This is a genomic window from Marinobacter sp. LV10R520-4 (assembly GCF_002563815.1).
In the GTDB taxonomy this organism is placed as follows: domain Bacteria; phylum Pseudomonadota; class Gammaproteobacteria; order Pseudomonadales; family Oleiphilaceae; genus Marinobacter.
The window spans coordinates 2,095,945-2,121,280 of record NZ_PDJM01000001.1; the positions used below are offsets into that span (position 1 = coordinate 2,095,945).

Below are 25,336 nucleotides of genomic sequence, written 5' to 3' on the forward strand. Positions count from 1 at the left end.
TTTTTTGTTTTATGGTACCGGCAATAATAGCCGCGTCATCAGGCCTGCTACTGGCGCCCTTTCGCTGCGATTAACATAGCGTGCATCAGTTCCTCAGCGTCGAACTTGGTTAGCGCGGTATCAGCACCGACCTGTTCGGCATAACTCAGGCTCATTTCGCTGTTCAGTGAGGTATGCAGAATAATATATGGCTGGTGCAGTTGGCTGTTGTCGCGCACCTTGAACGTCAGTTCATAGCCATCCAGGCCCGGCATTTCGATGTCACTCACCAGAATATTCACCGGTTTGCCGCGGGCGCTGCTCTCCAACAGGTACTCGAGCGCCGCCGTGCCGTTTTCGGTTACCTGATAGCCAATATTCTTGCGGTCCAGCACATCGCACAGCTGTTTGCGCGCCACCCGTGAATCATCTACCAGCAGAATCGACATGTTGCGCAGGGTTTCTATCTCCATATCATTCAGCAGCACGTCCTGACTGTTCAAAGACTCCGGGTATACCCTAGCCAGCAGCAATTCCAGATCCAGCAGTTGCACCAGAGCGCCATCAAGGGTCAGCAAACCGGTAATAAACGCGTTTTTACCCAGGGCCTGGGGCGGCGGTAACACCTTTTTCCAGTCGGCTTCAACGATGCGTTGCACGCTGCGCACCATAAAACCGATTTCCTGACGCTGCACGTCGGTCACAATAATGGAGGCTTCGGCGCGCTCTTCCGCGCTTAGCGCCGGGTAACCAATAGCCGCGGCCATATCAATTACCGGCACCGCCGCGTTACGGAAGGTGGCTGTGCCAACAATGGCGTGGTGGCTGTGGGGCAGTCGACTAAGACGCCTGAACGGCATGATTTCGCGAATTTTCAGAGTGCCCAGGCCAAACTGCCGGTGGTCTGTCAGTTGAAACAGCAACAGTTTTTGCAACTGTTTGGGTTGGCTACTCATAAGCGTACCTGTCAAAAAACGGAATGAATATTCAGCATCACGGCCAGAACAAACAGCATAACCGATGAGGGTAAAAAAACAGCGTCACTGACACAATTTGTGCGAGTACGTACTTGGCATGTTATCTTTTTGTTCTGGCTGAAAGCCCACTCACTGTGCCGAACCGCAAACGTCAAAGGAATGAACGATGCGACCCGTCCCGATATCCATCACTGCTATAATGGTGTTAGTCAGCCTGTCTGGCGCGGCAAAAGCCGATTACTACCGCTGGACCGACGCCAACGGCGTTACCCACTTCACTGACAAACCCAAAACTCCCGGCAGCCAGGCGATCGATTTTCGCAGGCCCACTGTGATTCCTATCGCAGAAAATAACCGACGCCGTGGCGACCGTTTGCAAGGCCTTCAGCCTGACACGCAGGAAAACTCGGCCAGCGCAATGTCTGAGGGTAACGCTCAAAAGGGCGCGCAATCCAATGCGGCCCAGATTGCCCAGCAAAAAACCTGTGAGAATTATGCAGACCGCATCGGCAATATAGAAAGCCGATTGCGCGCCGGTGGCTATTCAGCGTCTAGCGGAAACAGGCTAAGGCGCGACAGGCGGGAGCTGACGAGCAAGCGTACCTGGGAGTGCCTGAGGCGCTAGGTGCAGTGCCAGATAGTCCACCAGCAGGCGTACCTTGGGCGACAGGTGCCGGTTGTGCGGGTACAGCGCCCAAATACCCTCAAGCCCAGGCTGGTGCTGTTGCAACAACGATACTAGTCGCCCGTCGGCTACGCAGGGCTCCACGTAGTAATCTGGTAACTGCACAATGCCAATGCCCTTGAGGGCAGCGTCCAGCAACGCATAGCCGCTGTTGCAGTGCAGATTGCCACGCACGCGAATAGTCTTTTCTTGCCCGGCCACCTGAAACCGCCAGGTATCCAATGTGCCTGGCAGGCAGTTGTGCTGCGCCAGATCCGCTAGCGTTGCGGGCGAGCCATGACGTTCCAAGTATTGCGGTGATGCGCACATATATTGGCGGCGTGAACCGAGCCGTTTGGCCATCATGGTGGAATTTTCCAGATTGCCCAGGCGGATCGCCAGGTCAAAACCGCCGTCCACCAAATCCACCTTTTGATTGGTGAGTATCAATTCTGCGCTCACGCCGGGGTAGAGCGCGATAAAATCGTTCAGCAACGGTGATATCCGGCTTTCACCGTAAGTGGTGGGTGCCGTGATTTTTAATCTGCCCTGGGGCACACTTTGTAAATTGGTCAGGGCCCGCTCGGCTTCATTCAGACCATCCAGCAGCGGGCGGCAGTGTTGATAGTAGATCTGTCCGGCTTCGGTCACCGACACTTTGCGCGTGGTGCGGTACAACAGTCGCGTTGTTAGCCGCTCTTCCAAGGCGCTTACTTGCCGGCTGACCTGCGCGGTTGAAATCTCCAGTTTGCGAGCTGCGACGGTAAAGCTGCCCGCTTCCGCCACCGCTACAAACTCTGCCACACCGTTCCATTTCATGATTGTTACCAGCTGGTAAAAGTAATTTTACAAATGGTGTAATTATCTCCTTTCTGGAAACAAATACAATGTCGCTATCAGTTAGTCAGCGATAGCCAGAGGCACAACCATGAGCACTAAAACGATCAAATCCAAAGCCGCCATTGCCTGGGGCCCGGGTCAGCCACTCTCGGTGGAAGAAGTAGATGTAATGCCACCGCAACGGGGCGAAGTGCGGGTGCGCATCGTCGCTAGCGGCGTTTGCCATACCGATGCTTTCACCCTGTCTGGTGACGATCCCGAAGGCATTTTTCCCGCCATTCTCGGCCACGAAGGTGGCGGTATTGTTGAGTCCATCGGCGAGGGCGTCACCAGCGTGGCGGTGGGTGATCACGTTATTCCGCTATACACCCCTGAATGCGGAGAGTGCAAATTCTGCCTGTCGGGCAAAACCAACTTGTGCCAGAAAATCCGCGAAACTCAGGGCAAAGGCTTGATGCCTGATGGCACAACGCGCTTCTCCAAAGACGGCCAGCCGATTTATCACTATATGGGCTGCTCGACATTTTCCGAGTATACCGTGTTGCCCGAAATCTCCCTGGCGAAAGTAAAAAAACCGCGCCGCTAGAGGAAATTTGCCTGTTGGGTTGCGGTGTCACCACCGGCATGGGCGCCGTCATGAACACGGCCAAAGTGGAAGAAGGCGCCACGGTAGCAATTTTTGGCATGGGCGGCATTGGTCTGTCTGCGGTGATTGGCGCCACCATGGCCAAGGCCAGCCGCATCATTGCCATTGACATCAACGAAAGCAAATTTGAGCTAGCTCGTAAGCTCGGCGCTACCGATTGCATCAATCCGAAGCACTACGACAAACCCATTCAGGATGTGATTGTTGAGCTGACCGACGGCGGCGTGGATTATTCATTCGAGTGTATCGGTAACGTCAACGTGATGCGTTCGGCACTGGAGTGCTGCCATAAAGGTTGGGGCGAATCCGTGGTGATTGGCGTTGCCGGCGCCGGCCAGGAAATCTCCACGCGCCCGTTCCAGTTGGTTACCGGCCGGGTCTGGCGCGGATCGGCCTTTGGCGGTGTTAAAGGCCGCTCGGAACTTCCGCAGTACGTCGAGCGCTACTTGAAGGGAGAGTTCAAACTGGATGACTTCATCACCCACACCATGGATCTGGAGAACATTAATACCGCGTTTGAGCTGATGCACGAAGGCAAGAGTATTCGTAGCGTGATTCATTTCGACAAATAGCAGTGAGCTCTTTTGCGCAATTGTACTAAATTCGAGCTTAATTGCGCATTAGCAGTTTTGTTTCTACAACGGTTATAAAACAGGCGGCATAGACGCCACATGCTGTTTAATTCCGCAACCGGGAATGCCGGAAGGAAACCATTATGCCCAGTGCCCACGCCCACCAGTCCGTTGCGACACAGCCCCCCATGCAAGCGGTGCACGCGCTTACAGCTGCCCATGGCGCCGCAGGCCTGCGCTGACCCGCTGCTACACCGGCCAGTTCGCCCAGCCGTTGATCAATCTGCGCAACCAACACGAATACGCCCACGCGGATAACTATCGGCCAGGGCAGGCCAGCGCTTTACCGGGTGCCCGTGTGGAGGGGGGTTCATCCGCTCCCTCCCTGACGTGCTAGGGCATAGGAAACCTAAAACGCGGTGCTTGCGCCGACTGAGAAACCATCAATTTCTGTGCCGTCTTTATCGAACCACGACATGTATTCGACGTTGAGCGTAACTTGGTCGATCAGAGTGAAATCAACCCCAACGCCGAATGATGTGTCTGTTTCAGATTTTGATTCAGAAAAGCCCTGCGCGCTGTACGTTACTTGACCGCGAGTGACGCCAAAAACGGCGTACGGGTAGATTTGCTTTGTGATCGGGAAACCGCCACGGAGGTATGCACCAAACAGCGAATCGAGTTCGATATCGACGTCAGTACCAGTGATATTGACGGTGTCATCGCTAAAACCAAGTCCGGCACGAAGCTCACCCGACAGGTACTCATTGACCTGTGCCCCTAGGCGAAATGTCCCAGCAGTCAGCGAGGCATCGTCATTGATGCCATTTTCGTTATACTCTAGAAAGTTGAGATTGGCCCCGGCATATCCATTCTGGGCTTGAGCCGTTCCTGCTCCCAAAATAGTTGCTGAACCAATAACAAATGCTGAAATTAGTGATTTTTTAGTGTGATTCATGAATGCTCCGTGCGTTTTAGGTGTGCCAAATACTGTTTTAAACATTTAAAAAACAAAAATACTTTTTGATTGCCACCCGCAAGGGTTAATGGCAACAGGGAAAGGTAGCGAACAAGAAACAAATTAACAAGCTGTAGTGCAACAACTGCGGGGGTGTACGAGCAAGATATGATGACTGGACACTCCCGATACGCCAAAAAAATGAGTATTGAATTAGTTGCTTAAAGCAATATTATAACTAGATACGCTAATATCATAGCTACCGTTTGGGCTACTCGCGACAATACCCAAGCTTTAGGTAAAGTAACTCATTGCACTGACTGCTTCCGCAGATACAATATATTTTTGTAGCTGCGCTGGCCCTTGCAATGAGTCGTAAATATCTGCTTTAGATACTCAGTTTTTTCGGAATAGTTGGGCTTCGCGATCCTTGAAAGCTTTGAATTCCAGAGCGTTGCCAGACGGATCGTAAAAGAACATGGTGGCTTGCTCTCCCGGCTCACCCTTGAAGCGTATGTAGGGCTCAATTTCGAAAGCCACTCCGTGCTCACGTAGTTTTGCAGATAGGTTGTTCCATGCAGCCATTTCCAGAACCACCCCGAAGTGTGGAACGGGCACGCCGTGGCCGTCTACAGGGTTTTTATGACTGCTTGCAGGTTGCTCTTTTAGTGCAGGGTTGAGATGACAAACAAACTGATGACCGTACAGATCGAAGTCGACCCAGCTGTCGGATGAGCGGCCTTCAGGGCAGCCTAAAAAATCGCCATAGAATCGGCGAGCTTCGTCTATATCCCGAACTTGTATGGCGAGATGAAATGGATCTTGCACGGCCATAATGTGTGTCCCCAGTATGATAAGTATGAAATGAATGACTAAATGTCGCTACGCATTATGTATGGAATTAAAACAGACAATCGTATTCGTAGCACATTATCTGCCGTTTTTGCCACAGCGGCACTGCTAGCGCTAGGGTTAGTGCGTGCTGAAAATGAAATCAGTACGACGTCCATCTCTCGAACGCCAACTAGGCTAAACAGATACGATATCGGATGACACCGACATCCTCTTCGCGAATCCACTCAATCCTGTGTCCGGTCAGCTTACACAGCGTCTGTAAGTCCCGTCGACCGCTGGGGTCATCGGTCAGAAACTCTATCTGCGTGCCGCTGGGCAAACCCTGAGTGCGTTTTTTAAAACGCAAGATGGGAAGAGGGCACACCAGACCGATGGCATCGATTTGGAGTACCTCTTGATATAGCTCTGATTGATCATTCAAGCCGTACGCTCTCACTGCTGTATTGCTCGGCAGAAGACCACCCGAACTGATCCAGAACTACAGGGGCGAGAGAGGCGATGACTAGGGCTGCAACAAATGCGAAAATCATGACTTTCACGATGATTCTCCTTTGCCTTGTTTAGCTTCGACCTCAGCGACCCACAGATCGTGGTGCTGACGCGCCCACTCCACATCAACCTGACCGTTGCCCATGGCATCGAAGGCACCTTCCATACCGACTGAACCGATATAAATATGTGCCATTATCGCGACCATCATTACGAACGCGACAACCGAATGCCAGATGTTGGCATACTGCATCTCCTCGTGCGGTGCCAACACTGTGGGGAAGTCTGTTCCCAGAATGCTGTTCACGAAGGCAAAAGTATCGGCGAACATAAAAATTTCAAACGGGAACAACAGAGACAGGCCTGACAAAGACACTGAGAAACCCAGCACCATCACAGTCCAGAAAACAATTTTCTGCCCGGCGTTGAACTTTTTTGCTGAAGGATGAGCTTTGGTAAAAATACCGCCGCCCGCCTTAAGCCAGTGCCAGTCCAGCTTGTTGGGGATGTTGTGCGCCACCCACATAACGAAGGTCATCACCAGGCCCAACATAAAAGCCCATGCAATGTTGTTGTGAATCCACTTGGAGCCGATCGCCAGAGTCGAAAAGGCTTCAGGCCCTATAACAGGGATCAGGAAACTGCGCCCCATTAGGGTCAGCAGGCCCGTAATACCCAATGCGACAAACGAGCCCGACAACAACCAATGGCCAAACCGTTCGATGGCTTTGAATCGTTCGATCTTGGTGCCCGCAGGGCCACCGTCGATCATGATTTTTCCGCGCGCAAAGTAGAACACCACAAGCAGCAGAATGGTGCCTAACAGTGCGCCACCGCCGTAGGTAATGATCGGTCCTTCACGCAGCTTATACCAGGGCATGCCTCCGTCCTGGATCAGGACGTCAACCGCAGGCCCCCGGACCTGCGTGCTGGAGTCAATCTCGTTGTAACGAATGCCGCGCCAGATGTCGGCATCAGAGCGCCCTCCCAGAGTCCCCAGACGTTCAGTGATCGCATTCGCATTGGCGGGGTCGCCCAAGTTGTCAGACCGAAAGCTGCTGTCAACCTCCAACTTATTCTGACGGGCCATAATATCTTCGAGAGTTTGAGCACCCCCGGTACTGCTTCGATCAACCCCGGGGGCCTCTTCCGCCCAGACAGTGTTGATGAAAAGGGTTGCCAGCGTAAAGATGGCGGCACCCAATGTTTTAAATTTCATGAGAGCACTCCAGCGGAACGAACAAAAAGAATTTTGTGCCTTAAACAATTCCGGGGCCCGAGGGCCCCGGAGCAGTCGGGCGGGCTTACGCGCCCTTCTTCTCGTAGGCCGTGCCCCATCCCCAGGCGCCTGAACCGAAACCACGGTTCACTACACGCTGACGATAGATGTCCGACACCTCGTTGCCATCACCGGCCAACAGGGCTTTGGTCGAGCACATTTCCGCACAGATCGGCAGTTTGCCTTCTGCAATACGGTTACGACCGTACTTGTTGAACTCGGCTGTTGAGTTGTCTTCTTCAGGACCGCCTGCACAGAACGTGCATTTGTCCATCTTGCCCCGGCTGCCAAAGTTGCCCGCTTGGGGGAACTGGGGCGCGCCGAAGGGGCAAGCATAAAAACAATACCCACAACCGATACACAGGTCTTTGGAGTGCAGCACTATTCCGTCTTCAGTCTGGTAGAAGCAGTCTGTGGGACAAACGGCCATACAAGGCGCGTCTGAACAGTGCATGCAAGCTACCGAGATTGAACGCTCGCCAGGTTTACCATCTTCGATGGTGACGACGCGGCGACGGTTGATGCCCCAGGGCACCTCGTGCTCATTTTTACAGGCCGTTACGCAAGCATTACATTCAATGCAGCGTTCGGCGTCACAGAGGAATTTTGCGCGTGCTTGTCCTTCAAGAGCCATTTTCTACACCTCTTATTATGCTGGCATAATCGAACATAGGGTGGCTTTGGTCTCTTGCATCTGCGTGACCGAGTCATACCCGTATGTTTGAATTGTGTTCGTGGATTCGCCCAAAACAATTGGATCGGCGCCTTTGGGATACTTGTCCCTCAGGTCTTTACCCTCCAAATGTCCGCCGAAATGGAATGGCATAAAGGCCACGCCTTCGCCAACACGCTCGGTGATCATTGCTTTTACCTTGATGCGTCCGCCTTCGGGGCCAGAAACCCAGACATCCTTGCCGTCGCGAACGTTCAGGTTATTCGCGTCTCGGGTGTTTATCTCGATGAACATGTCCTGCTGCAGCTCTGCCAGCCAGGGGTTTGAACGCGACTCGTCACCACCACCTTCATATTCAACCAAACGGCCTGAAGTCAGAATGATGGGGAAGTCTTTGCTGAAGTCCTTCTTCTGAATGGATTCATACAAAGTCGGAACACGCCAGAATTGCTTGTCGGCATACGTCGGATAATCCACGACCAGATCGCGACGGGTCGTGTACAGCGGTTCGCGATGGACCGGCACGGGGTCCGGGAAGTTCCAGACAATCGCGCGCGCTTTGGCGTTACCAAAGGGTGCGCACTCGTGCTTGATCGCGACACGCTGAATGCCGCCTGACAGGTCGGTTTTCCAATTGGTCTCGGGGCCTGCAAACGCGTCAATGCTGGCGCGCTCTTCGGCCGTCAGATCTCCATCCCAGCCCAGGTCCATCAACATCTGCATGGTGAACTCGGGGTACCCGTCTTTAATCTCTGAGTTTTTCGAGTAAACGCCGTCGGCAAGCAAGCTTACACCGTCGCGCTCAACACCAAATCTGGCGCGGAAGGTAAGACCGCCTTCGGACACCGGCAACGACATGTCGTACAGGTTCGGTGTGCCCGGATGGTTCATCTCGGGAGTTCCCCAGCACGGCCAGGGCATACCGTAGATGTCTCCGTCACAGGGCCCGCCAACTGCGCGCAGCGTGGTTCTGTCGAAGTGGTGCTGGTAAGCCATATGCTTTTTCATGCGCTCAGGGGACTGGCCAGTGTAGCCAATGGTCCACATACCACGGTTGAATTCGCGAGTGATGTCCTCGGTAACCGGGATGTCGCCTTCCAGAGCGATGTTGCGGAGCATGCGCTCGGTGAAACCGAACTTGTCAGATAGCAATTTGATGATTTCGTGGTCGACCTTCGAGTCAAACAATGGCTCGACGATTTTTTCACGCCACTGGAGCGAACGGTTGGAGGCGGTTACTGAACCTGAGTTCTCGAACTGGGTGGTCGAGGGCAGCAGGTAAACGCCGTCTTTGCGATCGTGCAGCACGGCTGAAACGGTAGGGAAGGGATCCACTACGACCAAAAGGTCGAGCTTTTCCATGGCTTCCTTCATTTCCAGCATACGGGTCTGGGAGTTGGGCGCGTGGCCCCACAGAACCATAGCGCGGGTGTTATCGGGCTGATCTATGTTTTCCTTGGCTTCCAGAACGCCATCGATCCAGCGAGATACGGGAATGCCCTTCTCATTCATCATGGCGAGGGTCTTGCCGTTTTTATCGAATGAGGTAAAACGACTCTTCATCCAATCCAGATCTTCGTCCCACACGCGTGCCCAGTGAGCCCAGGCGCCCGCTGTCAGGCCGTAGTAGCCGGGCAATGTGTCAGCCAGGACACCTAGGTCAGTGGCGCCCTGAACGTTACAGTGTCCGCGGAAAATATTGGTACCGCCGCCGGAGACACCCATATTGCCCAGCGCCAGCTGCAAGATGCAGTACGCACGGGTATTGTTGTTACCGTTGGTGTGCTGGGTACCACCCATACACCAGATAACGGTACCCGGACGGTTGTTAGCCAGAGTGCGCGCGACGCGTTCGAGTTGAGCACCCGGAGCACCGGTAACGCGCTCGACTTCCGCAGGATCCCAGCGCGCGACCTCTTCACGGATTTCGTCCATGCCGTAAACTCGGGTGCGAATGAATTCTTTGTCTTCCCAGCGGTTTTCAAAAATATGCCACAAGATGCCCCATACCAGAGCAACGTCTGAACCCGGGCGGAAACGCACGTACTCGTCAGCATGCGCTGCGGTGCGTGTGAAGCGCGGATCACAAACAATGACCGGCGCGTTGTTCTCTTCTTTGGCTTTCAGAATGTGCAGCAGTGACACCGGGTGTGCCTCTGCAGGGTTACCCCCAATCAGGAAGATCGCTTTCGACTTGTGGATGTCGTTGTACGAGTTGGTCATCGCACCGTAGCCCCATGTATTGGCTACGCCGGCTACCGTCGTTGAGTGACAGATACGGGCTTGGTGATCGACGTTATTGGTGCCCCAGTAGGCCGCAAACTTACGAAACAGGTAGGCCTGTTCGTTCGAGAACTTCGCACTGCCCAACCAGTAAACCGAGTCAGGGCCGCTCTCTTCGCGGATTTGCAACATCTTGTCGCCGATTTCGTTGATCGCCTGTTGCCAGGAGATCTTTTGCCACTGACCGTCTACCATTTTCGTGGGATATTTCAAACGACGGTCATTATGGGCGCTTTCACGCACCGCGGCGCCTTTAGCGCAGTGGGCGCCAAGGTTGAAAGGGCTGTCCCAGCCGGGTTCTTGGCCAGTCCATACGCCATTTTGAACTTCAGCCTCGACCGTACAACCGACCGAGCAATGCGTACACACCGATTTTTTGCGGACTACTTCGCCACCTGCCGACGACGGGGTAGCAGCCTGAACGCGCGTAGACGTTAGCGACAAAGCCGCCAGTCCACCCACTGCGACACCGGAAGCAGTCAAAAAGCCACGGCGGTCCATCGTTTTTGCAGCGAGGGATGAAAGTAAAGATCCTGTACGGGAGCCCTTCGCTACCCCGTTGGTTTTCTTTCTTAACATATCAAGATACCTCTGTTTTTCTTATTCTCGTTTTCTGGAAATGCGACTATTCAAGAGCATCACGCAATCCTGAATGAGTCACGCTCCCTTAAAAGCGAGCCGATTCGAAATATTTACGTGTGTGCTCAGTGTCACGAAGACCACTGCTTTTCGGGACGTCTTTTACAACCTTGGCTGCGGCATTCGGTGCAACGACGACTGCAACCGCCGCCGGAACTGCAATTGCCGCCATGCGCAAGAAGCTGCGACGGCTGTTTCCATGCTTTTGGTCGTCCATAGGACACCTCCACCTGAGTTAAGGGATCGGATCGATCCGCGTTACTGAATTGCAAACCCCTCAGCCTCTACTGCCATGAAAGCCCGACCAAGCGTGCCTACGGGAGTGTAGAAGATCGCAGTTTGCGCTTTCTCTAGATCGGTAAAAAATAACGCTGCCCATTTTGCAAGGTGCGCGTCAAAAAAGGTTTTTTGTGAGGGCAAATCGCTATCGCACGGGAATTCGCCGGTAATAATGCCCGCCATGATTTCACACAGCGTGCCTATATGATCTTCAGGTTCTTTGACGTCCGCATTGGCTTTGATACCCCGGGCCATCAGGTCGCTACGCAGGTCCGCAAGGGGCTTCTCGTTTAAAAATCCGGTCAGGTAATAACTGGCGTAAGGCAGAAGTTCGCCACGGCCGAGTCCAACGAAAAGGCTGTTGTATTCCCTTTCGGCGTCATTGAGCGCGGTACGCTCGGCAAGAGCAGCGAGATTCTTAGAGGCGGATCCAAGAGGGGTGGCGTCACCCTCTAAAGATGCCAGTCCACGAAGCAATTCGTCCGAAGGCGGGCCGCCTAGTAGGACGCTCAGCAACTGATATATTTGGGCGCGCGCGCGATCTTCGTCGCTGATCGAGCGAGGGCACTGAACTTCAGCTGTGTTGGTCAAATCTTTGTCCTTGGAGTTATTGTTTGACGGCTACATTAAATGTTAGTTATATAACCGATTGGCTTTTCGCGCAACTTTGTCTACAAACGCTAATGTTCAAAACGCATCCGGGGGCGATAGCGCGGCGCAGGTTCCGCGTCAGCTTCGGTCACTTTCACCTCAGCCTCAGCCTCAGTCATTTTTGCTTCAGCCTCGATAAAGTTCGCCTCAGCCTTTATAACGGGAGGTTCGAAATGGTGAATGGTGGGCAAGGAATCAGCAGCGATTTCGGGCTTTGCTGTTTCGGCACCCAGTTCTGGGGCGACCGCGGGGGCAACGGTTTCCAGCGCCTCGACCTGAGTCTCAGCTGGCACATCCGTTTTTTTGGTTTTATCGATTAGACCTTGGCCCACCTTATACAAAGTTTTTACGGCGGTGCCTGCAGTGGCGGCATCCGTAAAATCTTCGTCGTAATCATTAAGCCCGTCCAGTACCGCCAGCACCGGGTTGGACTTCCAAAGCGCGCGAAGGGCCTTGCGGCGCAGAAGTTCAGGAATCTCTTTCCGCATAAACCCTGTAATGTCTGTGCCCAGCTCGATAGCGTCGGGGTCAGGCAAATCGTACTTCTCTAACACGTCAAGCTCGGGCATGGCCTCATTAACGGCAAGCTCCTGTTCTTCGGGCGACAGTTCGGACTCAACCGTCGACGCGGGAGCGAGTTCAGCTTCTTTGCCGGCTTTGGTTTTTTTGCGTGACCAACGCTGTAAACGTGACTCAGTCATTAGTGAACTCTTGGCTTTTTAATGTGGGAGGGTGCGCGGAAAACGTCGCTCTGTTGGGGAATACGTGCATCGCCTTTGCCATCCTGGATGCCATCAACCCGGTGTTTGTCGCGACGGCGTTTCTTGAACGGCTCTTCGATGTAGTGCATCTGGATAAACTCGTCGATCCAGGCTGCAAGAGACTCGGGAATAGGCACGGCCTCGACGATGCTTTCACCACTTTCCAGGGAATCCAGAGCTTCGAAGGCACTCGCCGTGATGGTACTAACGAACCAGCCTGATGGGGACTGATTGCTTTCATCACGATCCATTATGATCCACACCGAAGGCACAGCCATATTCAGGGAAACGAGATAAGACTCCACATCGGCGCGAAATAATTCCATTGTGACCGTGCCAGCGTGGTAGTCGACCACCTCGCCGTCGCGTACCAACTCTTTCCAGAACGCCTCCGGTGCGCCCGGTATCACAGCCACTGGCTTCCAGACTTCCCGCGCCCACCGTGTCACGCCGGGCGTCCGGCGAACCAAAGCGCCGACCGTTAATTCGCGTTTCCAATTATCTGCACGATTGTTCATAGTTGCTCTCTTTTTGGTGAACGCTAGCAGAACCCAAACAAATACTCCATTAACCAACTGTGCAATGACAAGTAGCTGTGGCATGCTCGGCAATAGGCAGAGACAACGTATTCGCACAAAAACAACCAAACGGGTCACAACTCCGATGACGGCACATAAAACCCTTCTGTTATGCACCTGCGATAAAACCCAGTCTTTTAACCCCGAGCTACTGCAGAAGGCCGCGGCAGCTGAGCAGGTGATTGCAGTGGACCAACTGTGCGGCAAAAATATGAGAATTGCCGCCGAACACTTGGGTGGCAGTAACGAGTTGCTCATTGCTTGTGGCCAACAGGCTCCCCTGTTCGAGCGTTTAGGCGAGGATGTGCAAGCTGAAACTCAGCATTGCGCGCCGTTCAGCACCATCGACATTCGGGATCGCGCTGGCTGGGGTTCAGCAAACGCAAAGTCCAAGCGCTTGCACGCCAAGCAAGCGGCTTTGATCGCTGCGGCCCAGCTCCCGGCTCCCATGGTGCCCGTGAAAAGCATTCAGTCCAGCGGCGTGTGTTGCATTGTCGGCCCTACCGAGCAGGCCATCAGAATGGCCGAGCTGGTACAGGACGAGCTCGGCGTCACATGCATTGTTAATGATGCGGGCCCAATACAGCTGCCTTCTGCCGGTTACAACGTGGCTAAAGGTCAACTGACAGCTGCACAGGGCGCGCTCGGTTGCTTTAAGCTGGAGTTTGTTCAGCTGCAGACCCTGAATCTCTCGGGTCGCGGCGCCCTCGATTATGGCGAGGCTGAAGCCACCGCCCGTAGTGAGTGCGACGTGTTTATTGACCTGCGTGGTGGCGCGCCGGCGTTTCCCAGTTATCAAAAACGCAACGGCTACTTTTGGGCCGACCCGACCAAAACCGGAGAGTTAGAGCGTATCGCTTTGACGGCCAGGGATCGGGTCGGTGAGTTCGAGAAATCCGTTTATTTCAAGCTGGAAGCCTCCCTGTGCGCGCACTCCCGGGCGAATCAGCCCGGTTGCACCCGCTGTCTGGACGTTTGCTCCACCGAGGCGATTTTTTCCGCCGGGGACCACGTAGAAATCAATTCGGATATTTGCGCCGGCTGCGGCTCCTGCGCGGCGGTTTGCCCGACGTCAGCTGTAACCATGAACGAAACCCCCTTCGAAGCCCTGACCCAAGTTATAGCGGTTATGGCGAAGGTCTATCGCGAGCATACCGACGAGGCCCCGCGCCTTGTTTTTCACACGTTGAGCGCTGGTGCTGACGCCATTGCCTTTTTAGCACGATATTACGATGGGGTGGCAGACGACCTGATTCCGCTGGGCTTGGAGCATGTCGACCGTATCGGCCATGCTGAGATAATGGCGGCGCTTGGCGCGGGCTACGCCGAAGTTCTGATACTGGCGGACAACAAGACAGACCGTCTGGCACTTAGCGCTGAAGTTGAGTTGGCCCAGGCTATGCTCAGCGGTACCAAAAACTCCCCCAGCCGAGTCCGTGTGATCGCAGCCGAGGAACTTGGCGAGGCTGGAGACAACACCGGGCGAGTGAGCGAGCCGGTTTTACTGGTCGGCGGTCGCCGTGACATCACGCGGGTTACCGCCGCCGCAATGGCAGACAGGATCGAAGCGCCGATTGCCCTGCCAGTGGGTGCACCCTACGGCGCAATCGAGATCAATTCCGACAAGTGCACGCTCTGCCTGGCCTGCGTATCGCTCTGTCCCACTGGCGCCCTGGGCGACCATCCGGACCGGCCAGAGGTTCAGTTCACGGAAAACGCCTGTGTTCAATGCGGCGTCTGTGAAAGCACTTGCCCCGAAACGGCCATCATTCTGAAGCCCAGACTGGATCTGTCGAAAGATGCGCTGATCCCAAGAGCATTGCATGGCGAGGATCCTTTCGAGTGCATAGGTTGTGGTATTCCCTTTGGCGTTGCCAGCACCATCAACCGGATTGTTGAGAAGCTGGAGAGCAAACACTGGATGTATACCAACACGGATAATGTTCAACTGATCAAGATGTGTAACGACTGTCGGGTTAAAGCTCAATTCCACGGTGATAACTCGCCCATGGCGATGGGCGAACGCCCCCACATTCGCACCAGCGACGACTACCTAGACAGCTAAAAATCAATCAGGACACAACATGGTTCAATACACTGAAGTAGGCAACCCCGGCTTGATTGCATCCGATGCGCCCCGGCCAAAGGACAAAAATCCGGAGGGGATTGATCGCATCATTGCTATTTCCTCGGGCAAAGGCGGCGTAGGCAAGTCGACAGTGGCGTCTAATCTGGCCGTCGCGCTAGCTTCAAAAGGCCTTAAAGTGGGCTTGTTAGACGCCGACGTCTATGGCCCCAGCCAGCCCCGCATGCTGGGTGTTTCGGGGCGCCCTTCCAGCCCTGACGGGCATACCATACTGCCCCTGCGCAACCACGGTGTGACACTGATGTCCCTGGGCCTGATGACTCCGGATGGCGAGGCCATTATCTGGCGCGGTCCGATGCTGATGGGTGCCCTGGAGCAGATGATGAACCAGGTGGACTGGGGCAGGCTGGACGTGCTGCTGGTGGATCTTCCGCCGGGCACCGGTGACGTCCAGATGACCCTGAGCCAGAAATTCTTTGTTGCGGGTGCCATTGTGGTCTCGACACCTCAGGACATTGCTCTGATGGACGCGCGCAAAGGCATTGATATGTTCAACCGGATGGACGTGCCACTGCTTGGCGTAATTGAAAACATGGCGTCCTTTGTCTGCGACGGCTGTGGTAAAGAGCATCACCCCTTCGGATCCGGCGGCGCCCGGGCTGAGGCAAAAAAGATTGGAGCGCCCTTTTTAGGAGAAATCCCGCTCGACCTGGATATACGTATCGGTTCGGACGGCGGGGTTCCAATTGTGGTGTCAAAGCCGGAAAGCCCGCAGGCTCAAACTTTCCAGCGCATCGCGGATGAAATTATCGCCTCTGACGTTTACGTCCAGGCCACGCGATGAGCGATTCACCTCAATTCCCGCCGCTATTCTCTGGCGAAGTGGTTGCCAAACACACAGATCCGTTTGATAAGGCCGTCAGCCGAGCCATCGCGGGAGTCGATTCAGGCACGATTTTTTACTCCAATGGGGTCGAGACCTTGCGTGCGGCTCTGGTGCTGGCGCCGGAAACACCTTTGGAAGATGCTATTCAAGCGGTCTACGTTGCCCAAATAGGTTTGGCTGAAAGCCTGGGCGCACTGGCGCCGCCGGAAGTGCCTGTGCACTTTGAATGGCCTGATCGCATCAAGGTTAATGGCGCGGTTTGCGGTGGGGTCCGTTTTGCAGCGGACGTGTCAGATCCCAAGGCGTACCCTAAATGGCTAGTCATCGGCATTCATGTGGCCTTCAAGGCTTTGAACGATGAGCCCGGCAAAAATCCGAATGTAACCTGTCTGCAAGAGGAAGGTTGCGTCGAGATCACCCCCATGGCGCTGCTGGAAAGCTGGTCCAAACACACCCTGTTGTGGCTGACCCACTTTATGGATAGCGGATTCGAGCGTGTACACAAAGAGTGGCGGCCACGCTGCGACACCCTGGGCGAAACGATTAGCTACCCAAAGCCCGGTGTCTTTTTCGGACTGGATGAAAAAGGCCGGATGCTATTGCGACAGGATGTCATGACCGAGACACTGAGTTTGATTGAATTCGCGGAGCACACATGAAACTGGCCCGAACCCTGCGCCTGGATATATCTGACCAAAACGTATTTGCATTGCCGGCGCCCAGCGGCGAATGGGCAATCTCGGGCGGATTTGAATTTTCCAACTGGACCGAAGCCGATCTGAAGGGTAAGGCTCGTCAGGCCTTCAGTAACGGTTGGTACAGCATAGAATCGGGTGGGCGCGCCAGTTTTGTGGGTGTTTGCAGCATCACTGAAGCCGAGTTGGAGCAGTTGCGCACAACTCTGGCGATAACGTTTGTTGAGCTTTACGGCGCGCCGGATGTTGAGGCTGCCTACCCCTTCGCCTGCGAAGAAATCGACCAGATGCGCAGCATGTGCGAGGACTTTGAGGACAACACCCTGATGATGGTCAGCCGCACTCTGACAGAGTTGGGTGTTGAGGAGACCTATCACACCCGAGCACCGCAAGATGCTTCGCTAGAAGCCTTTGCTGTCCATGGCGGTTACGAGTAATTATGCTTGGAAGGCGTTACAGTCCGAAGCTGGCATAGGGAATAAACTTCACGGGTGTTCCCGGCTCTATCTGTTGGGCGCTGTCGTCCAAATCCACTAAACCGTCAGACCAGGCCAAGCCGGTAACCCGGCCCGAGCCTTCAGAGCCGAATGCCTCAACCTGCCCATTACGAACCCGAGCGCGCAACATCTCGTTGCGCCCTGGCTTCTTGTTCTTGTGAAAGTTGGCGGGAACCATATAGCCTTGGGGTTCGAACCATTCTCCCCCTGCCAACAGTGCCATCGCAGGTGCGCCAAAGCACAGCGCGCAAACCCAGGCTGCAACCGGATTCCCCGGTAAACCCACCACCGGCGTGCCCTGGAACATGGCCAGCGCCAGGGGGCGGCCCGGTTTAATCGCAATGCGCCAATTACTGATTTCACCATGGGCTTTCAGTGTTTTCGACACATGGTCCTCGTCCCCTGCGGAAATGCCTCCACTGGTCAGGATCAAGTCACACTGATCAGCTCCGCGCTCTAAAGCCGCTTTGACGTCTTCGGCCCGGTCCAGCACGTGGCCCAGGTCCACCAGCTGATAGCCAAGCTGCGCTACCAGAGCGCTGAGCATCGGGCGATTTGCATCGTAAATCTGCCAATCGGTGACTGCCGAGCCGACCGGTTTTACCTCATCACCCGTGGACAGGACTCCGACGCGAAGCCGCTGATAGACATCGGCCGACTCGACACCAACACTGGCAAGGACTGAAATCTGGGTAGGCGTCAGGCGGGTACCTGCCGTGAGAATCCGATCCTGTGCCTTGATGTCTTCACCGGCCTTACGCTGGTTGGCTCCCGCTTTTAACGTGCCGTTCAAATGTAGCTGATCACCGACGACTTCGCAGTCCTCTTCCAGAACCACCGTATCCGTGCCGGCCGGTATCACGGCGCCGGTTAGAATCCGAATAGCGTGCCCCTCAGGTACATGTTCCCTGTAAGGCTCCCCGGCGGCACTTCGGCCATCAATCAAAGGCAGGGCGCAAGGCACCTCGGTTAAAGGCCCTGCAAACGCATAGCCATCGACCGCAGAGTTGCTGCTGGGGGGGTGAGCGCGAGGCGCATAGACATCGCTCGCCAGTATCCGGCCGTTCACCTGCGACAGCGGGACAGCGTGATCCACGCCGACCACTGGATGTAAGCGGGACCGTAACCGCTGCAAGGCCTCGTCTACCGGTGTCCAGTTCACCCCGGGGGGCAGGGCAAAGCAGTCGTTACGAAGCGGGTTCATGGCTTTCCTGTTAATGGCTATTTCGATGGCTTTTTTAGGCTCAGAATAAAGTCGGCTATCCCGTTTACATCGTTCAAATCAAAACTGGGGCCGGCAAAATCCGAAGCATAGTCTGTCGTCACAGCAATGATCCTGGCGTCATTCGGGTGAAGGGGCGCAACGGTGCACTCCTGCCTGTGCGCTTCAATCTTTGGGTGTGAATGATTTTTAAATCCCTCGACTACAACCCAATCGCAGGGCCCCAGCCGGGCGAGCAGTTCTTCAAGTGTTGGTTCGTCTGCGCCGCGCAGCTCGTGCATGATAGCGAAGCGTTGCCCACCCGCCAGTATGACCTCCCGGGCACCGGCATCACGATGACGGTAGCTATCGGTATCGGGTTGGTCCACATCCACCGCATGATGGGCATGTTTGATCGAATTTACCGTTAACCCTCTGCTGGTCAGCTCACGAATCAATGAACTGACCAGGGTGGTTTTCCCGCAGTTTTTCCAACCTACAATACCAATAACGTTCACTTCAGGTTCCGCTCCGCCCACACCAGATCTTCCGGCGTGTTAATGTTGAAAAAGTCGTCCGGGCCAAACAAAACCAACGACTCACCCTTGGCCTGGGTCCATTGGCGGATCTTGCGGACGCCGTCATTTAAGGCGGCCCTCAGATCATGTCGCAAAGCGACCTGCCAACGGCCAAAGGTCGGCTGGGGCAGTCGGCCACGCTCCGGATCCGGCGTGGCGGCCAACACCACCGGGGTATCGCATTCGGCCAATCGTGCTGCCAGATCCAGTGGGAAGCAAGGGGTATCCGCAGCGACACTGATCAGCCATTCATGCCCCTGCTCGGCAGCCCAATCCATGCCTGCGAGCACACCGGCCAGCGGGCCCGGAAAATCGGCGACAGAATCGGCTACCACGGGCAAAAGCAGATCATCAAAACGACTCAAATCCCCATTGGCATTCAACACTAAGGCGGCGACCTGCGGTGTGATTCGATCGATGACACGATGGATCAATGACTGATTGCCCAGCATCAATCGACCTTTGTCACCACCGCCCATTCGGTTTGCCTGGCCACCCGCCAGAATAACCGCGCACTCAGTCATGTTCCGTTCCCATTAATAGTGCTCCGATCGAGTTAGTCACGCTGAGCGCCCTTGCGGCCCATTTTTTTTTCTTCATCGGGAATCTGCGATAAGTCCTGATCAAACACCAGGCGGTGCTGGCCACTGAGGCAGGTAAATTTCTTGCCTCGCATCCGTCCGATCAGCGTTAATCCGACCTGTTGGGCAATATCGACACCCCAGGCTGTAAAACCTGACCGGCTGATGAGGGTAGGGATCCCCATCAGGGCTGTTTTGATCACCATTTCGGAGGTCAGGCGCCCAGTGGTATAGAGGACTTTATCCGACGCCTGAATGCCGGTTAAGTGCATCCAGCCGGCGATCTTGTCGACCGCATTGTGACGTCCGACATCCTCCATGTAGGCTAGAATCTGACGGCCCTGACAAAGAGCTGTGCCATGAATGGCACCGGTTTCCATGTACAGGCTTGGCGTGTGGTTAATCTGGTAGGATAGATCGTAAAAGGTACTGGTGTGCACCGGCGTGTCCGGCAATGACAGCCCGTCGAGCCCTGCCATCATGTCACCGAAAACAGTGCCTACGGCGCAGCCGGAGGTGCGGGTTTTCTTTTCCAGCTTTTCCTCGACATCAGTAACACCCGCGGTGCGGACTACAACAACTTCCAGTTCTTCGTCGAAATCAATCCCCGTGACCTCGTCGGTCTCTTTCAGCATACCCTGATTTAAGAGAAAACCGAGCGCCAGGTACTCCGGGTGATCGCCGATGGTCATTGCCGTGACGATCTCCTGACTGTTCAGATAGATGGTCAGAGGGCGCTCTTCGATCACGCTGATCGACTTCGGTTGACCGTTTTCGTCAACGCCTTCAACCCTACGGGATAGCCGAGGGTCGGCAGGGTTCGGCAGAAGATAGGTCATCGTCATGTTTGTTGCTGTCCTTTCAGAAACGCCACGAGCTTGGGCCTCAGTGGCGGGTCATAAAGACTAGCCTATTTTGCATTGGGGAAAAAGAGCTGTTGTCCGTCTACCTGGAAGTCGGCAATCGCTTTTTGGCCCTGCGCGGAGATGAGCCACTTGTGCCACTTTTCAGCTAGATCGTGCTTGAGATGCGGGTGCTTTTCTTTGGAAAGCAGCAGGCTGCCGTACTGGTTGAACAACACGTCGTCGCCTTCAAAAAGTAGTGTCAGGTTCTGCCGGTTTTTAAATGCCACCCAGGTGGCACGGTCTGACATCACGTAGGCATCCATGGCTGCGGCGGTATTGAGCGTTGGGCCCATGCCGCTGCCGAGTTCGCGGTACCAGTCGCCAGCAGGCTCAACGCCGGCATTTTTCCAGCGGCGCAGCTCGGCGCGATTGGTGCCACTGTCATCGCCGCGTGAGGCAAATGGAGCCTGTGCCTTGGCGATGTTCGCGAACGCTTCGGCGGCGGTTTGAGCTTGCCCGACATTCGCCGGATCATTGTCCGGGCCGATCACTACGAAGTCGTTGTACATAACATCGACGCGCTCAGTAGCATAGCCGTTTTCTATAAAGCGCAACTCGCCGGCCGTATCATGTACCAAAAGGCTGTCTGCATCACCGCGGCGGGCGATCTCGAAGGCCTGCCCGGTGCCTACCGCAACGACACGCACATCGATATCGGTGGCCGCCTTGAACTGCGGCAGAATGGCATTGAATAGCCCCGAGTTTTCGGTCGAGGTTGTCGAGGCAAGCGTAATGTAGTCTTCGGCGTAGGCACCAGCGGCCAGGCTCAGGGTGGTCAAGCCTGCGAGGACGAGGGTTAAGGTTTTTCTCATTTTGTTATTCTCCTGTCGTGCTTTGAAAACTTGCGTTGAACAACTACTTGGCAAAGCCGCAAGAACCGGACTATTCGACCAGTTCTCCGGCAATAAACGCTCGCGCCTCTTTTGAGGCAGGTGAGCTAAAAAAGGATTCAGCGAGGGTGTGCTCTTTTATTTTTCCGCCGGCAAGAAAGAGCACATCCCCGGCAAGACGTTTGGCCTGGTGTAGGTCGTGAGTGGTCATGACGATGCGTGTTCCCCGCTGATGAAACTCGCGCACGGCGGTTTCCACGGCTTTGATCGCCGCCGGATCAAGCGCGGAAGTGGGTTCATCCAAAAACAGCACAGCGGGGGCAAGCACCCAGGCGCGAGCCAGAGCCAGACGCTGCTGTTCACCGCCCGAGAGCACGCGAGCCGGCGTAGCGGCGCGGGCAGTCAGACCAAAGCGCTCAAGAGCCTCAACGGCGAGCTTCCTGCGGGCCTTGCGCGGGATATTGTTGACCGCCAGCGCGTGGGTGAGGTTGGCAACCGCTGAGCGGCGCAACAGCACCGGGTTTTGGAACACCATTGCTTGGCGGGGCCGCCCCTCGCCGGACCAGGACACCTGTCCCTGGGTGGGGGAAAGCAGGCCGTGGGCCAGTCGCAGCAAAATGCTTTTTCCAGCGCCATTAGGCCCCATAACCAGTGTGGGGCCAGGCCCCGTCAGGGTAAATGAACAAGGCCCTAACAGTGTCTCGCCCAGGTGGCTGAAAGCAACGCCCTCAAAGCGCAACGCTGTTGGCGGGCAAAGCGTGGACGCGGCGTTGAGCAGTGCGTTAAATGAAGTCATCCCACCCGCCTTTTGGCCAATTCGCTCACCACATAAGCGCCTGCATTAATTAGCATTACCAGCGTCAGCAGTACGATCCCGAGCCCCAGCGCTAGCGGAAGGTCGCCCTTGCTGGTTTCCAGCACGATGGCAGTCGTCATTACCCGTGTGACACCATCAATGTTGCCTCCTACCATCATTACAGCGCCCACCTCGGCGCTGGCGCGGCCGAACCCGGCGAGTAATACGGTCAATAGCGTAAAGCGGGCGTCCCACAACAAGGTCGGCATCATTCGTAACCGCGACATACCCAGTGAAATGAATTGTTCCCGGTACTCACCCAGAAGCTCCTCCACCTTTTGGCGTGACAGCGCCGCCAGAATCGGCAACACAAGCACGAACTGCGCAACCACCATAGCCGTCGGCGTAAACAGAAGCCCCAATTCGCCAAGAGGCCCAGCACGCGAGAGCAGCAAGTAGACAGTCAGCCCGGCCACAACGGGGGGCAGTCCCATCAGGGCATTAAGCGCGACAATCACCCCTCCGCGCCCGGGAAAGTGCCACAGCGCGACCGCTGCACCCAGCGGAAACCCCAGCAGGGCCGCAGCCAGCACTGCCAAAAGCGAAACCTGCAGCGATAGAGCCACAATCTGAAATAATGCGGCGTCCAGGTTCATCAGTAACGACAGCGCCACATAAAACGCATTATTTTCCACAGCGGCGTCTCCTTAATATTGAGCATAATGTTGTTTTCCATTACGCTTTGCACTGCTTGTTGAAATCCATGCAGTCTAAAACAGCCTTACGTTTATCCACGCAGCAGGAGATACGATGTCCTTTCCCGCTTACCTCACTACAGCGGAAGTCGCAGATTATCTGCGCCTGAAAGAACGCAAAGTCTATGATCTGGTCAGCCAGGGCGTTATTCCCTGCGTGCGAGTGACAGGAAAGCTGCTATTTCCGCGTCAGCGTATCGATCTGTGGCTGATGAACCATCTGGAAGGGGACGACGCGGCAGGCCTGCCGACTCCACCGGTGCTGGCGGGCAGCCAGGATCCGCTGTTGGAATGGGCTATCAAAGAAAGCGGCGCCGAGCTGGCGTTGTTGTGTCAGGGAAGCGGAGATGGTGTTCAGCGACTGATCGACGGCCGCGCAATGCTTGCCGGTATGCATATCTGGCATGCGGAAAGCCAACGCTATAACGACCCCGCTACGCTAGGCCTGGGCGGCATGCGTGACCTGGTGCTGATTCGCTGGGCGAAACGCCAGCAGGGGCTACTTCTAGCTTATGATAATCCCCATCGCATTTCTCGATTTGAAGACATCGCTCGTCCCGGCGTTCGTGTCGCCTATCGTCAGCTTGATGCAGGCGCGAGCCAGTTGCTGCAGAGTTTTCTTACTCGCGAACGTATCGACCCCAAAGATCTTACCTGGGCCGCTAACCCGTCGCTCAGTGAGGACGATCTCGCTCTGGCCATTCGCCAGGGTGAGGCCGACGTGGGCCTTGCAATCGAAGCCGCTGCGCGACGGCAGAGACTGGCTTTTATTCCACTGCAGCAGGAGCATTTTGATCTGGCCATGCGCCGCCGGCACTACTTTGAACCGGCCTGTCAGCGCCTACTGGCGTTTGCACAATGCAAACGGTTCGCTCAACGCGCCGGAGAACTAGGCGGTTACGATATCAGCGAGCTTGGACAAGTGATGTACAACGCATGAGCGTCCATTGCCTCTCCGTTCGCCGTTAGCCACCAATGTGCTGTGGTCTGCTAAGGGTTCTCGGCCTCATCCGCGACGGGTGCCAGAGGCTCGCCATCTTCGCCCAGGAGCTGGTAATTGTAAGCTGCCTGAAGACCGGTTTGGTCTTCAACCTGTTCCTCCTCCTCGGGCTCATGGTCAATGTAGCGCGGGTACAGAGGCGACAACATTGCTACCAGGATGCCGATGGCGGAAAAGGTGGCAAACGCATTGGCGTAGCCGAATTCGCTCACCAGCATGCCGACAACAGGCGAACCAGTTGCCTGCCCGAGCGAGACAGCCATGAATGGCAGTACCGGCCCCATCGACAATCGGCCCGGCAACAGGCGAATACCGGTCATAAGATAGAGCCCCGTCAGGCTCATATAGGCCAGACCGAAGACCAGCGCAGAGAATGCCGCGAGCACCAGCTGATCAGGGCTGGCAGCAAGCAGTGCCAAGCTCGCGGATAACATCACCAGCATCAGTGAGTGTGTAATGGGTGGGTTGTTGCGATCGGCCAGGTCGGCCACCAATGCACCTCCGATGCCGGCGATGCCAACCGCTAGCCACAGCCACCCGGTTGCAGAGAGCGGTAGGCCGCCGAGGGTGACCAGTAAATCGGGTGCGAAGATCCAGTACGCAGAGGAAACGAAGCCCATCACGAATGCAAACAGCGAAAGCCTGAACAGACGCCACCACTGCAGGGCGCTGATTGGAGTGGTCGACGCAGCGTTCGCGGGAATGACCCGAGACACGGAAGGGATAAAGTACCACGCGGCAACGACGCCAATCCCCGCCAGGATGGCGAAGGACAGGTACGCGGACCGCCAAGCGCCAGACAGGAAAAGAACCACCGGTACGGCAACGACTACACCAATGCTGGTGCCCGCATTCATGACTGAACTGACACGGCCGTGCACCGAGCGGCTCACCATCGCCTGCATGGCGGCCGTGAGCGCCGGCATCATAAGGCCGGTGCAGATGCCGCACGCGAACACGCCCACGCCGAGCGACAGAGCATCAGACGCCTGGCTGATAAGCGCCAGACCGACGACGCCGAAACCACACGACAGAACGGCCGTATTGCGGGCACCGAGACGATCGGCGGAGAGCGGTGCCACCAACGTCGCCAGAAGGAAACTGATAAGCGGCAGTGCGCCGATGATACCGATTACTTCTGGCGTAAGACCCAGCTCGGCCCGGATAGGGGGTACAAATAGACCAAAGGCAAAGCGCGCGAGCCCGTAGCTGATCGCGATTAGCGCAGCACCAAAGAGCGCAAACCCTGTATTCGAGAGAGACTTCATGCCGCCTCCGCCAGTCAGGCATTGAGGATTCGTGGAAACAGGAGCGCGGAAACCGGGTCAGATTTATAGACGCAACTTGAGCTTTATTTAGTTGTACCAGAGATGGTGTTTAAAAATAAACCTGCACCAGTTTTT

26 protein-coding genes and 1 pseudogene are annotated in these 25,336 nt (G+C 55.5%); 7 read left to right on the forward strand and 20 right to left on the reverse strand.

Annotation, left to right across the window (positions count from 1 at the left end; genetic code table 11):
- Positions 1 to 47 precede the first annotated feature (47 nt).
- Positions 48 to 935, reverse strand: a complete 888-nt coding sequence (locus tag ATG98_RS10120; RefSeq protein WP_098422862.1) for a chemotaxis protein — start codon at positions 933 to 935, stop codon at positions 48 to 50.
- Positions 936 to 1,122: 187 nt separating this feature from the next.
- On the opposite strand from ATG98_RS10120, the gene ATG98_RS10125 reads away from it, so the two are divergent.
- Complete coding sequence (locus ATG98_RS10125) at positions 1,123 to 1,581, forward strand: DUF4124 domain-containing protein (protein ID WP_098422864.1); 459 nt, start codon at positions 1,123 to 1,125, stop codon at positions 1,579 to 1,581.
- Here ATG98_RS10125 and ATG98_RS10130 read toward each other — a convergent pair.
- Positions 1,522 to 2,442 (reverse strand): LysR family transcriptional regulator, encoded by a 921-nt coding sequence (locus ATG98_RS10130; protein ID WP_098420937.1) that lies wholly within the window; start codon positions 2,440 to 2,442, stop codon positions 1,522 to 1,524. The two genes, ATG98_RS10125 and ATG98_RS10130, sit on opposite strands and share 60 nt — an antisense overlap.
- 106 nt (positions 2,443 to 2,548) lie before the next feature.
- Here ATG98_RS10130 and ATG98_RS10135 point away from each other — a divergent pair.
- Positions 2,549 to 3,678, forward strand: a pseudogene (locus tag ATG98_RS10135) (S-(hydroxymethyl)glutathione dehydrogenase/class III alcohol dehydrogenase).
- 409 nt (positions 3,679 to 4,087) lie between these two features.
- Here the strand turns inward: ATG98_RS10135 and ATG98_RS10140 are convergent.
- The 10 genes from ATG98_RS10140 to ATG98_RS10185 form a co-directional block, all read right to left on the reverse strand.
- Entirely contained in the window at positions 4,088 to 4,636 is a 549-nt protein-coding gene (locus ATG98_RS10140; protein ID WP_179888108.1) for a porin family protein, read from the reverse strand.
- Between the two features lie 396 nt (positions 4,637 to 5,032).
- Positions 5,033 to 5,470 (reverse strand): VOC family protein, encoded by a 438-nt coding sequence (locus tag ATG98_RS10145; RefSeq protein WP_098420939.1) that lies wholly within the window; start codon positions 5,468 to 5,470, stop codon positions 5,033 to 5,035.
- A gap of 190 nt (positions 5,471 to 5,660) precedes the next feature.
- Positions 5,661 to 5,927, reverse strand: coding sequence for a sulfurtransferase TusA family protein (locus tag ATG98_RS10150; protein ID WP_228706081.1), 267 nt, complete (start codon positions 5,925 to 5,927; stop codon positions 5,661 to 5,663).
- A 99-nt stretch (positions 5,928 to 6,026) separates the two neighbouring features.
- The gene (locus tag ATG98_RS10155) at positions 6,027 to 7,199 is read right to left on the reverse strand and encodes a formate dehydrogenase subunit gamma (RefSeq protein ID WP_098420941.1); all 1,173 of its coding nucleotides are present in this window, start codon (positions 7,197 to 7,199) and stop codon (positions 6,027 to 6,029) included.
- A gap of 85 nt (positions 7,200 to 7,284) precedes the next feature.
- The gene (gene fdh3B, locus ATG98_RS10160; protein WP_044388059.1) at positions 7,285 to 7,893 is read right to left on the reverse strand and encodes a formate dehydrogenase FDH3 subunit beta; all 609 of its coding nucleotides are present in this window, start codon (positions 7,891 to 7,893) and stop codon (positions 7,285 to 7,287) included.
- A gap of 15 nt (positions 7,894 to 7,908) precedes the next feature.
- A complete protein-coding gene (locus ATG98_RS10165; protein WP_098420942.1) occupies positions 7,909 to 10,794 on the reverse strand; it encodes a formate dehydrogenase subunit alpha in 2,886 nt (961 codons plus the stop codon).
- Positions 10,795 to 10,882: 88 nt separating this feature from the next.
- Positions 10,883 to 11,071: a twin-arginine translocation signal domain-containing protein gene (locus ATG98_RS10170; RefSeq protein ID WP_098420943.1), complete on the reverse strand. Its 189-nt coding sequence runs from the start codon at positions 11,069 to 11,071 to the stop codon at positions 10,883 to 10,885.
- 41 nt (positions 11,072 to 11,112) lie between these two features.
- A complete protein-coding gene (locus ATG98_RS10175; RefSeq protein WP_098420944.1) occupies positions 11,113 to 11,724 on the reverse strand; it encodes a TorD/DmsD family molecular chaperone in 612 nt (203 codons plus the stop codon).
- Positions 11,725 to 11,813: 89 nt separating this feature from the next.
- Positions 11,814 to 12,485, reverse strand: coding sequence for a DUF3306 domain-containing protein (locus ATG98_RS10180; protein ID WP_098420945.1), 672 nt, complete (start codon positions 12,483 to 12,485; stop codon positions 11,814 to 11,816).
- Positions 12,485 to 13,063 carry a DUF3305 domain-containing protein gene (locus ATG98_RS10185; protein WP_098420946.1) on the reverse strand — a complete coding sequence of 193 codons (579 nt, stop codon included), beginning with the start codon at positions 13,061 to 13,063 and terminating at the stop codon, positions 12,485 to 12,487. The genes ATG98_RS10180 and ATG98_RS10185 overlap by 1 nt, the downstream gene beginning before the upstream one ends.
- Before the next feature lie 145 nt (positions 13,064 to 13,208).
- Here ATG98_RS10185 and ATG98_RS10190 point away from each other — a divergent pair, with 145 nt between their 5' ends.
- Genes ATG98_RS10190 through ATG98_RS10205 form a run of 4 tightly spaced genes read left to right on the forward strand, consistent with a single transcriptional unit; the run spans position 13,209 to position 17,227 of the window.
- A complete protein-coding gene (locus ATG98_RS10190) occupies positions 13,209 to 15,188 on the forward strand; it encodes a 4Fe-4S binding protein (RefSeq protein WP_098420947.1) in 1,980 nt (659 codons plus the stop codon).
- 19 nt (positions 15,189 to 15,207) lie between these two features.
- Complete coding sequence (locus tag ATG98_RS10195) at positions 15,208 to 16,053, forward strand: Mrp/NBP35 family ATP-binding protein (RefSeq protein ID WP_098420948.1); 846 nt, start codon at positions 15,208 to 15,210, stop codon at positions 16,051 to 16,053.
- Positions 16,050 to 16,754, forward strand: a complete 705-nt coding sequence (locus tag ATG98_RS10200) for a biotin/lipoate--protein ligase family protein (RefSeq protein ID WP_098420949.1) — start codon at positions 16,050 to 16,052, stop codon at positions 16,752 to 16,754. Before ATG98_RS10195 ends, ATG98_RS10200 begins: the two co-directional genes overlap by 4 nt.
- Complete coding sequence (locus ATG98_RS10205; RefSeq protein WP_098420950.1) at positions 16,751 to 17,227, forward strand: DUF6505 family protein; 477 nt, start codon at positions 16,751 to 16,753, stop codon at positions 17,225 to 17,227. The genes ATG98_RS10200 and ATG98_RS10205 overlap by 4 nt, the downstream gene beginning before the upstream one ends.
- Positions 17,228 to 17,243: 16 nt before the next feature.
- On the opposite strand, the gene ATG98_RS10210 is transcribed toward ATG98_RS10205, so the two are convergent.
- The 7 genes from ATG98_RS10210 to ATG98_RS10240 form a co-directional block, all read right to left on the reverse strand.
- Entirely contained in the window at positions 17,244 to 18,491 is a 1,248-nt protein-coding gene (locus ATG98_RS10210; protein WP_098420951.1) for a molybdopterin-binding protein, read from the reverse strand.
- Positions 18,492 to 18,508: 17 nt separating this feature from the next.
- Entirely contained in the window at positions 18,509 to 19,027 is a 519-nt protein-coding gene (gene mobB / locus ATG98_RS10215) for a molybdopterin-guanine dinucleotide biosynthesis protein B (RefSeq protein WP_228706082.1), read from the reverse strand.
- Complete coding sequence (gene mobA, locus ATG98_RS10220) at positions 19,003 to 19,590, reverse strand: molybdenum cofactor guanylyltransferase MobA (RefSeq protein ID WP_098420952.1); 588 nt, start codon at positions 19,588 to 19,590, stop codon at positions 19,003 to 19,005. The genes mobB and mobA overlap by 25 nt, the downstream gene beginning before the upstream one ends.
- Before the next feature lie 32 nt (positions 19,591 to 19,622).
- Positions 19,623 to 20,492 (reverse strand): formate dehydrogenase accessory sulfurtransferase FdhD, encoded by an 870-nt coding sequence (gene fdhD / locus ATG98_RS10225; protein WP_098420953.1) that lies wholly within the window; start codon positions 20,490 to 20,492, stop codon positions 19,623 to 19,625.
- Between the two features lie 65 nt (positions 20,493 to 20,557).
- Complete coding sequence (locus ATG98_RS10230; RefSeq protein ID WP_098420954.1) at positions 20,558 to 21,364, reverse strand: substrate-binding domain-containing protein; 807 nt, start codon at positions 21,362 to 21,364, stop codon at positions 20,558 to 20,560.
- Between the two features lie 70 nt (positions 21,365 to 21,434).
- A complete protein-coding gene (locus ATG98_RS10235; protein WP_098420955.1) occupies positions 21,435 to 22,178 on the reverse strand; it encodes an ATP-binding cassette domain-containing protein in 744 nt (247 codons plus the stop codon).
- Positions 22,175 to 22,873, reverse strand: coding sequence for an ABC transporter permease (locus ATG98_RS10240; RefSeq protein WP_098420956.1), 699 nt, complete (start codon positions 22,871 to 22,873; stop codon positions 22,175 to 22,177). Before ATG98_RS10240 ends, ATG98_RS10235 begins: the two co-directional genes overlap by 4 nt.
- A 115-nt stretch (positions 22,874 to 22,988) precedes the next feature.
- Between ATG98_RS10240 and ATG98_RS10245 the strand changes: the two genes are divergently transcribed.
- A complete protein-coding gene (locus ATG98_RS10245) occupies positions 22,989 to 23,873 on the forward strand; it encodes a helix-turn-helix transcriptional regulator (RefSeq protein ID WP_098420957.1) in 885 nt (294 codons plus the stop codon).
- Positions 23,874 to 23,923: 50 nt separating this feature from the next.
- Here the strand turns inward: ATG98_RS10245 and ATG98_RS10250 are convergent, their stop codons facing one another.
- Positions 23,924 to 25,201 carry an MFS transporter gene (locus ATG98_RS10250; RefSeq protein WP_098420958.1) on the reverse strand — a complete coding sequence of 426 codons (1,278 nt, stop codon included), beginning with the start codon at positions 25,199 to 25,201 and terminating at the stop codon, positions 23,924 to 23,926.
- Positions 25,202 to 25,336: the final 135 nt, after the last annotated feature.

Bases quoted from the DNA above. Each gene is read 5' to 3' on its own strand.
- ATG98_RS10120 (WP_098422862.1), bottom strand. From the start codon at position 935: ATGAGTAGCCAACCCAAACAGTTGCAAAAACTGTTGCTGTTTCAACTG.
- ATG98_RS10125 (WP_098422864.1), top strand. From the start codon at position 1,123: ATGCGACCCGTCCCGATATCCATCACTGCTATAATGGTGTTAGTCAGC.
- ATG98_RS10140 (WP_179888108.1), bottom strand. From the start codon at position 4,636: ATGAATCACACTAAAAAATCACTAATTTCAGCATTTGTTATTGGTTCA.
- ATG98_RS10145 (WP_098420939.1), bottom strand. From the start codon at position 5,470: ATGGCCGTGCAAGATCCATTTCATCTCGCCATACAAGTTCGGGATATA.
- ATG98_RS10155 (WP_098420941.1), bottom strand. From the start codon at position 7,199: ATGAAATTTAAAACATTGGGTGCCGCCATCTTTACGCTGGCAACCCTT.
- fdh3B (WP_044388059.1), bottom strand. From the start codon at position 7,893: ATGGCTCTTGAAGGACAAGCACGCGCAAAATTCCTCTGTGACGCCGAA.
- ATG98_RS10165 (WP_098420942.1), bottom strand. From the start codon at position 10,794: ATGTTAAGAAAGAAAACCAACGGGGTAGCGAAGGGCTCCCGTACAGGA.
- ATG98_RS10170 (WP_098420943.1), bottom strand. From the start codon at position 11,071: ATGGACGACCAAAAGCATGGAAACAGCCGTCGCAGCTTCTTGCGCATG.
- ATG98_RS10180 (WP_098420945.1), bottom strand. From the start codon at position 12,485: ATGACTGAGTCACGTTTACAGCGTTGGTCACGCAAAAAAACCAAAGCC.
- ATG98_RS10185 (WP_098420946.1), bottom strand. From the start codon at position 13,063: ATGAACAATCGTGCAGATAATTGGAAACGCGAATTAACGGTCGGCGCT.
- ATG98_RS10190 (WP_098420947.1), top strand. From the start codon at position 13,209: ATGACGGCACATAAAACCCTTCTGTTATGCACCTGCGATAAAACCCAG.
- ATG98_RS10195 (WP_098420948.1), top strand. From the start codon at position 15,208: ATGGTTCAATACACTGAAGTAGGCAACCCCGGCTTGATTGCATCCGAT.
- ATG98_RS10200 (WP_098420949.1), top strand. From the start codon at position 16,050: ATGAGCGATTCACCTCAATTCCCGCCGCTATTCTCTGGCGAAGTGGTT.
- ATG98_RS10205 (WP_098420950.1), top strand. From the start codon at position 16,751: ATGAAACTGGCCCGAACCCTGCGCCTGGATATATCTGACCAAAACGTA.
- ATG98_RS10210 (WP_098420951.1), bottom strand. From the start codon at position 18,491: ATGAACCCGCTTCGTAACGACTGCTTTGCCCTGCCCCCCGGGGTGAAC.
- mobA (WP_098420952.1), bottom strand. From the start codon at position 19,590: ATGACTGAGTGCGCGGTTATTCTGGCGGGTGGCCAGGCAAACCGAATG.
- fdhD (WP_098420953.1), bottom strand. From the start codon at position 20,492: ATGACGATGACCTATCTTCTGCCGAACCCTGCCGACCCTCGGCTATCC.
- ATG98_RS10230 (WP_098420954.1), bottom strand. From the start codon at position 21,364: ATGAGAAAAACCTTAACCCTCGTCCTCGCAGGCTTGACCACCCTGAGC.
- ATG98_RS10235 (WP_098420955.1), bottom strand. From the start codon at position 22,178: ATGACTTCATTTAACGCACTGCTCAACGCCGCGTCCACGCTTTGCCCG.
- ATG98_RS10245 (WP_098420957.1), top strand. From the start codon at position 22,989: ATGTCCTTTCCCGCTTACCTCACTACAGCGGAAGTCGCAGATTATCTG.
- ATG98_RS10250 (WP_098420958.1), bottom strand. From the start codon at position 25,201: ATGAAGTCTCTCTCGAATACAGGGTTTGCGCTCTTTGGTGCTGCGCTA.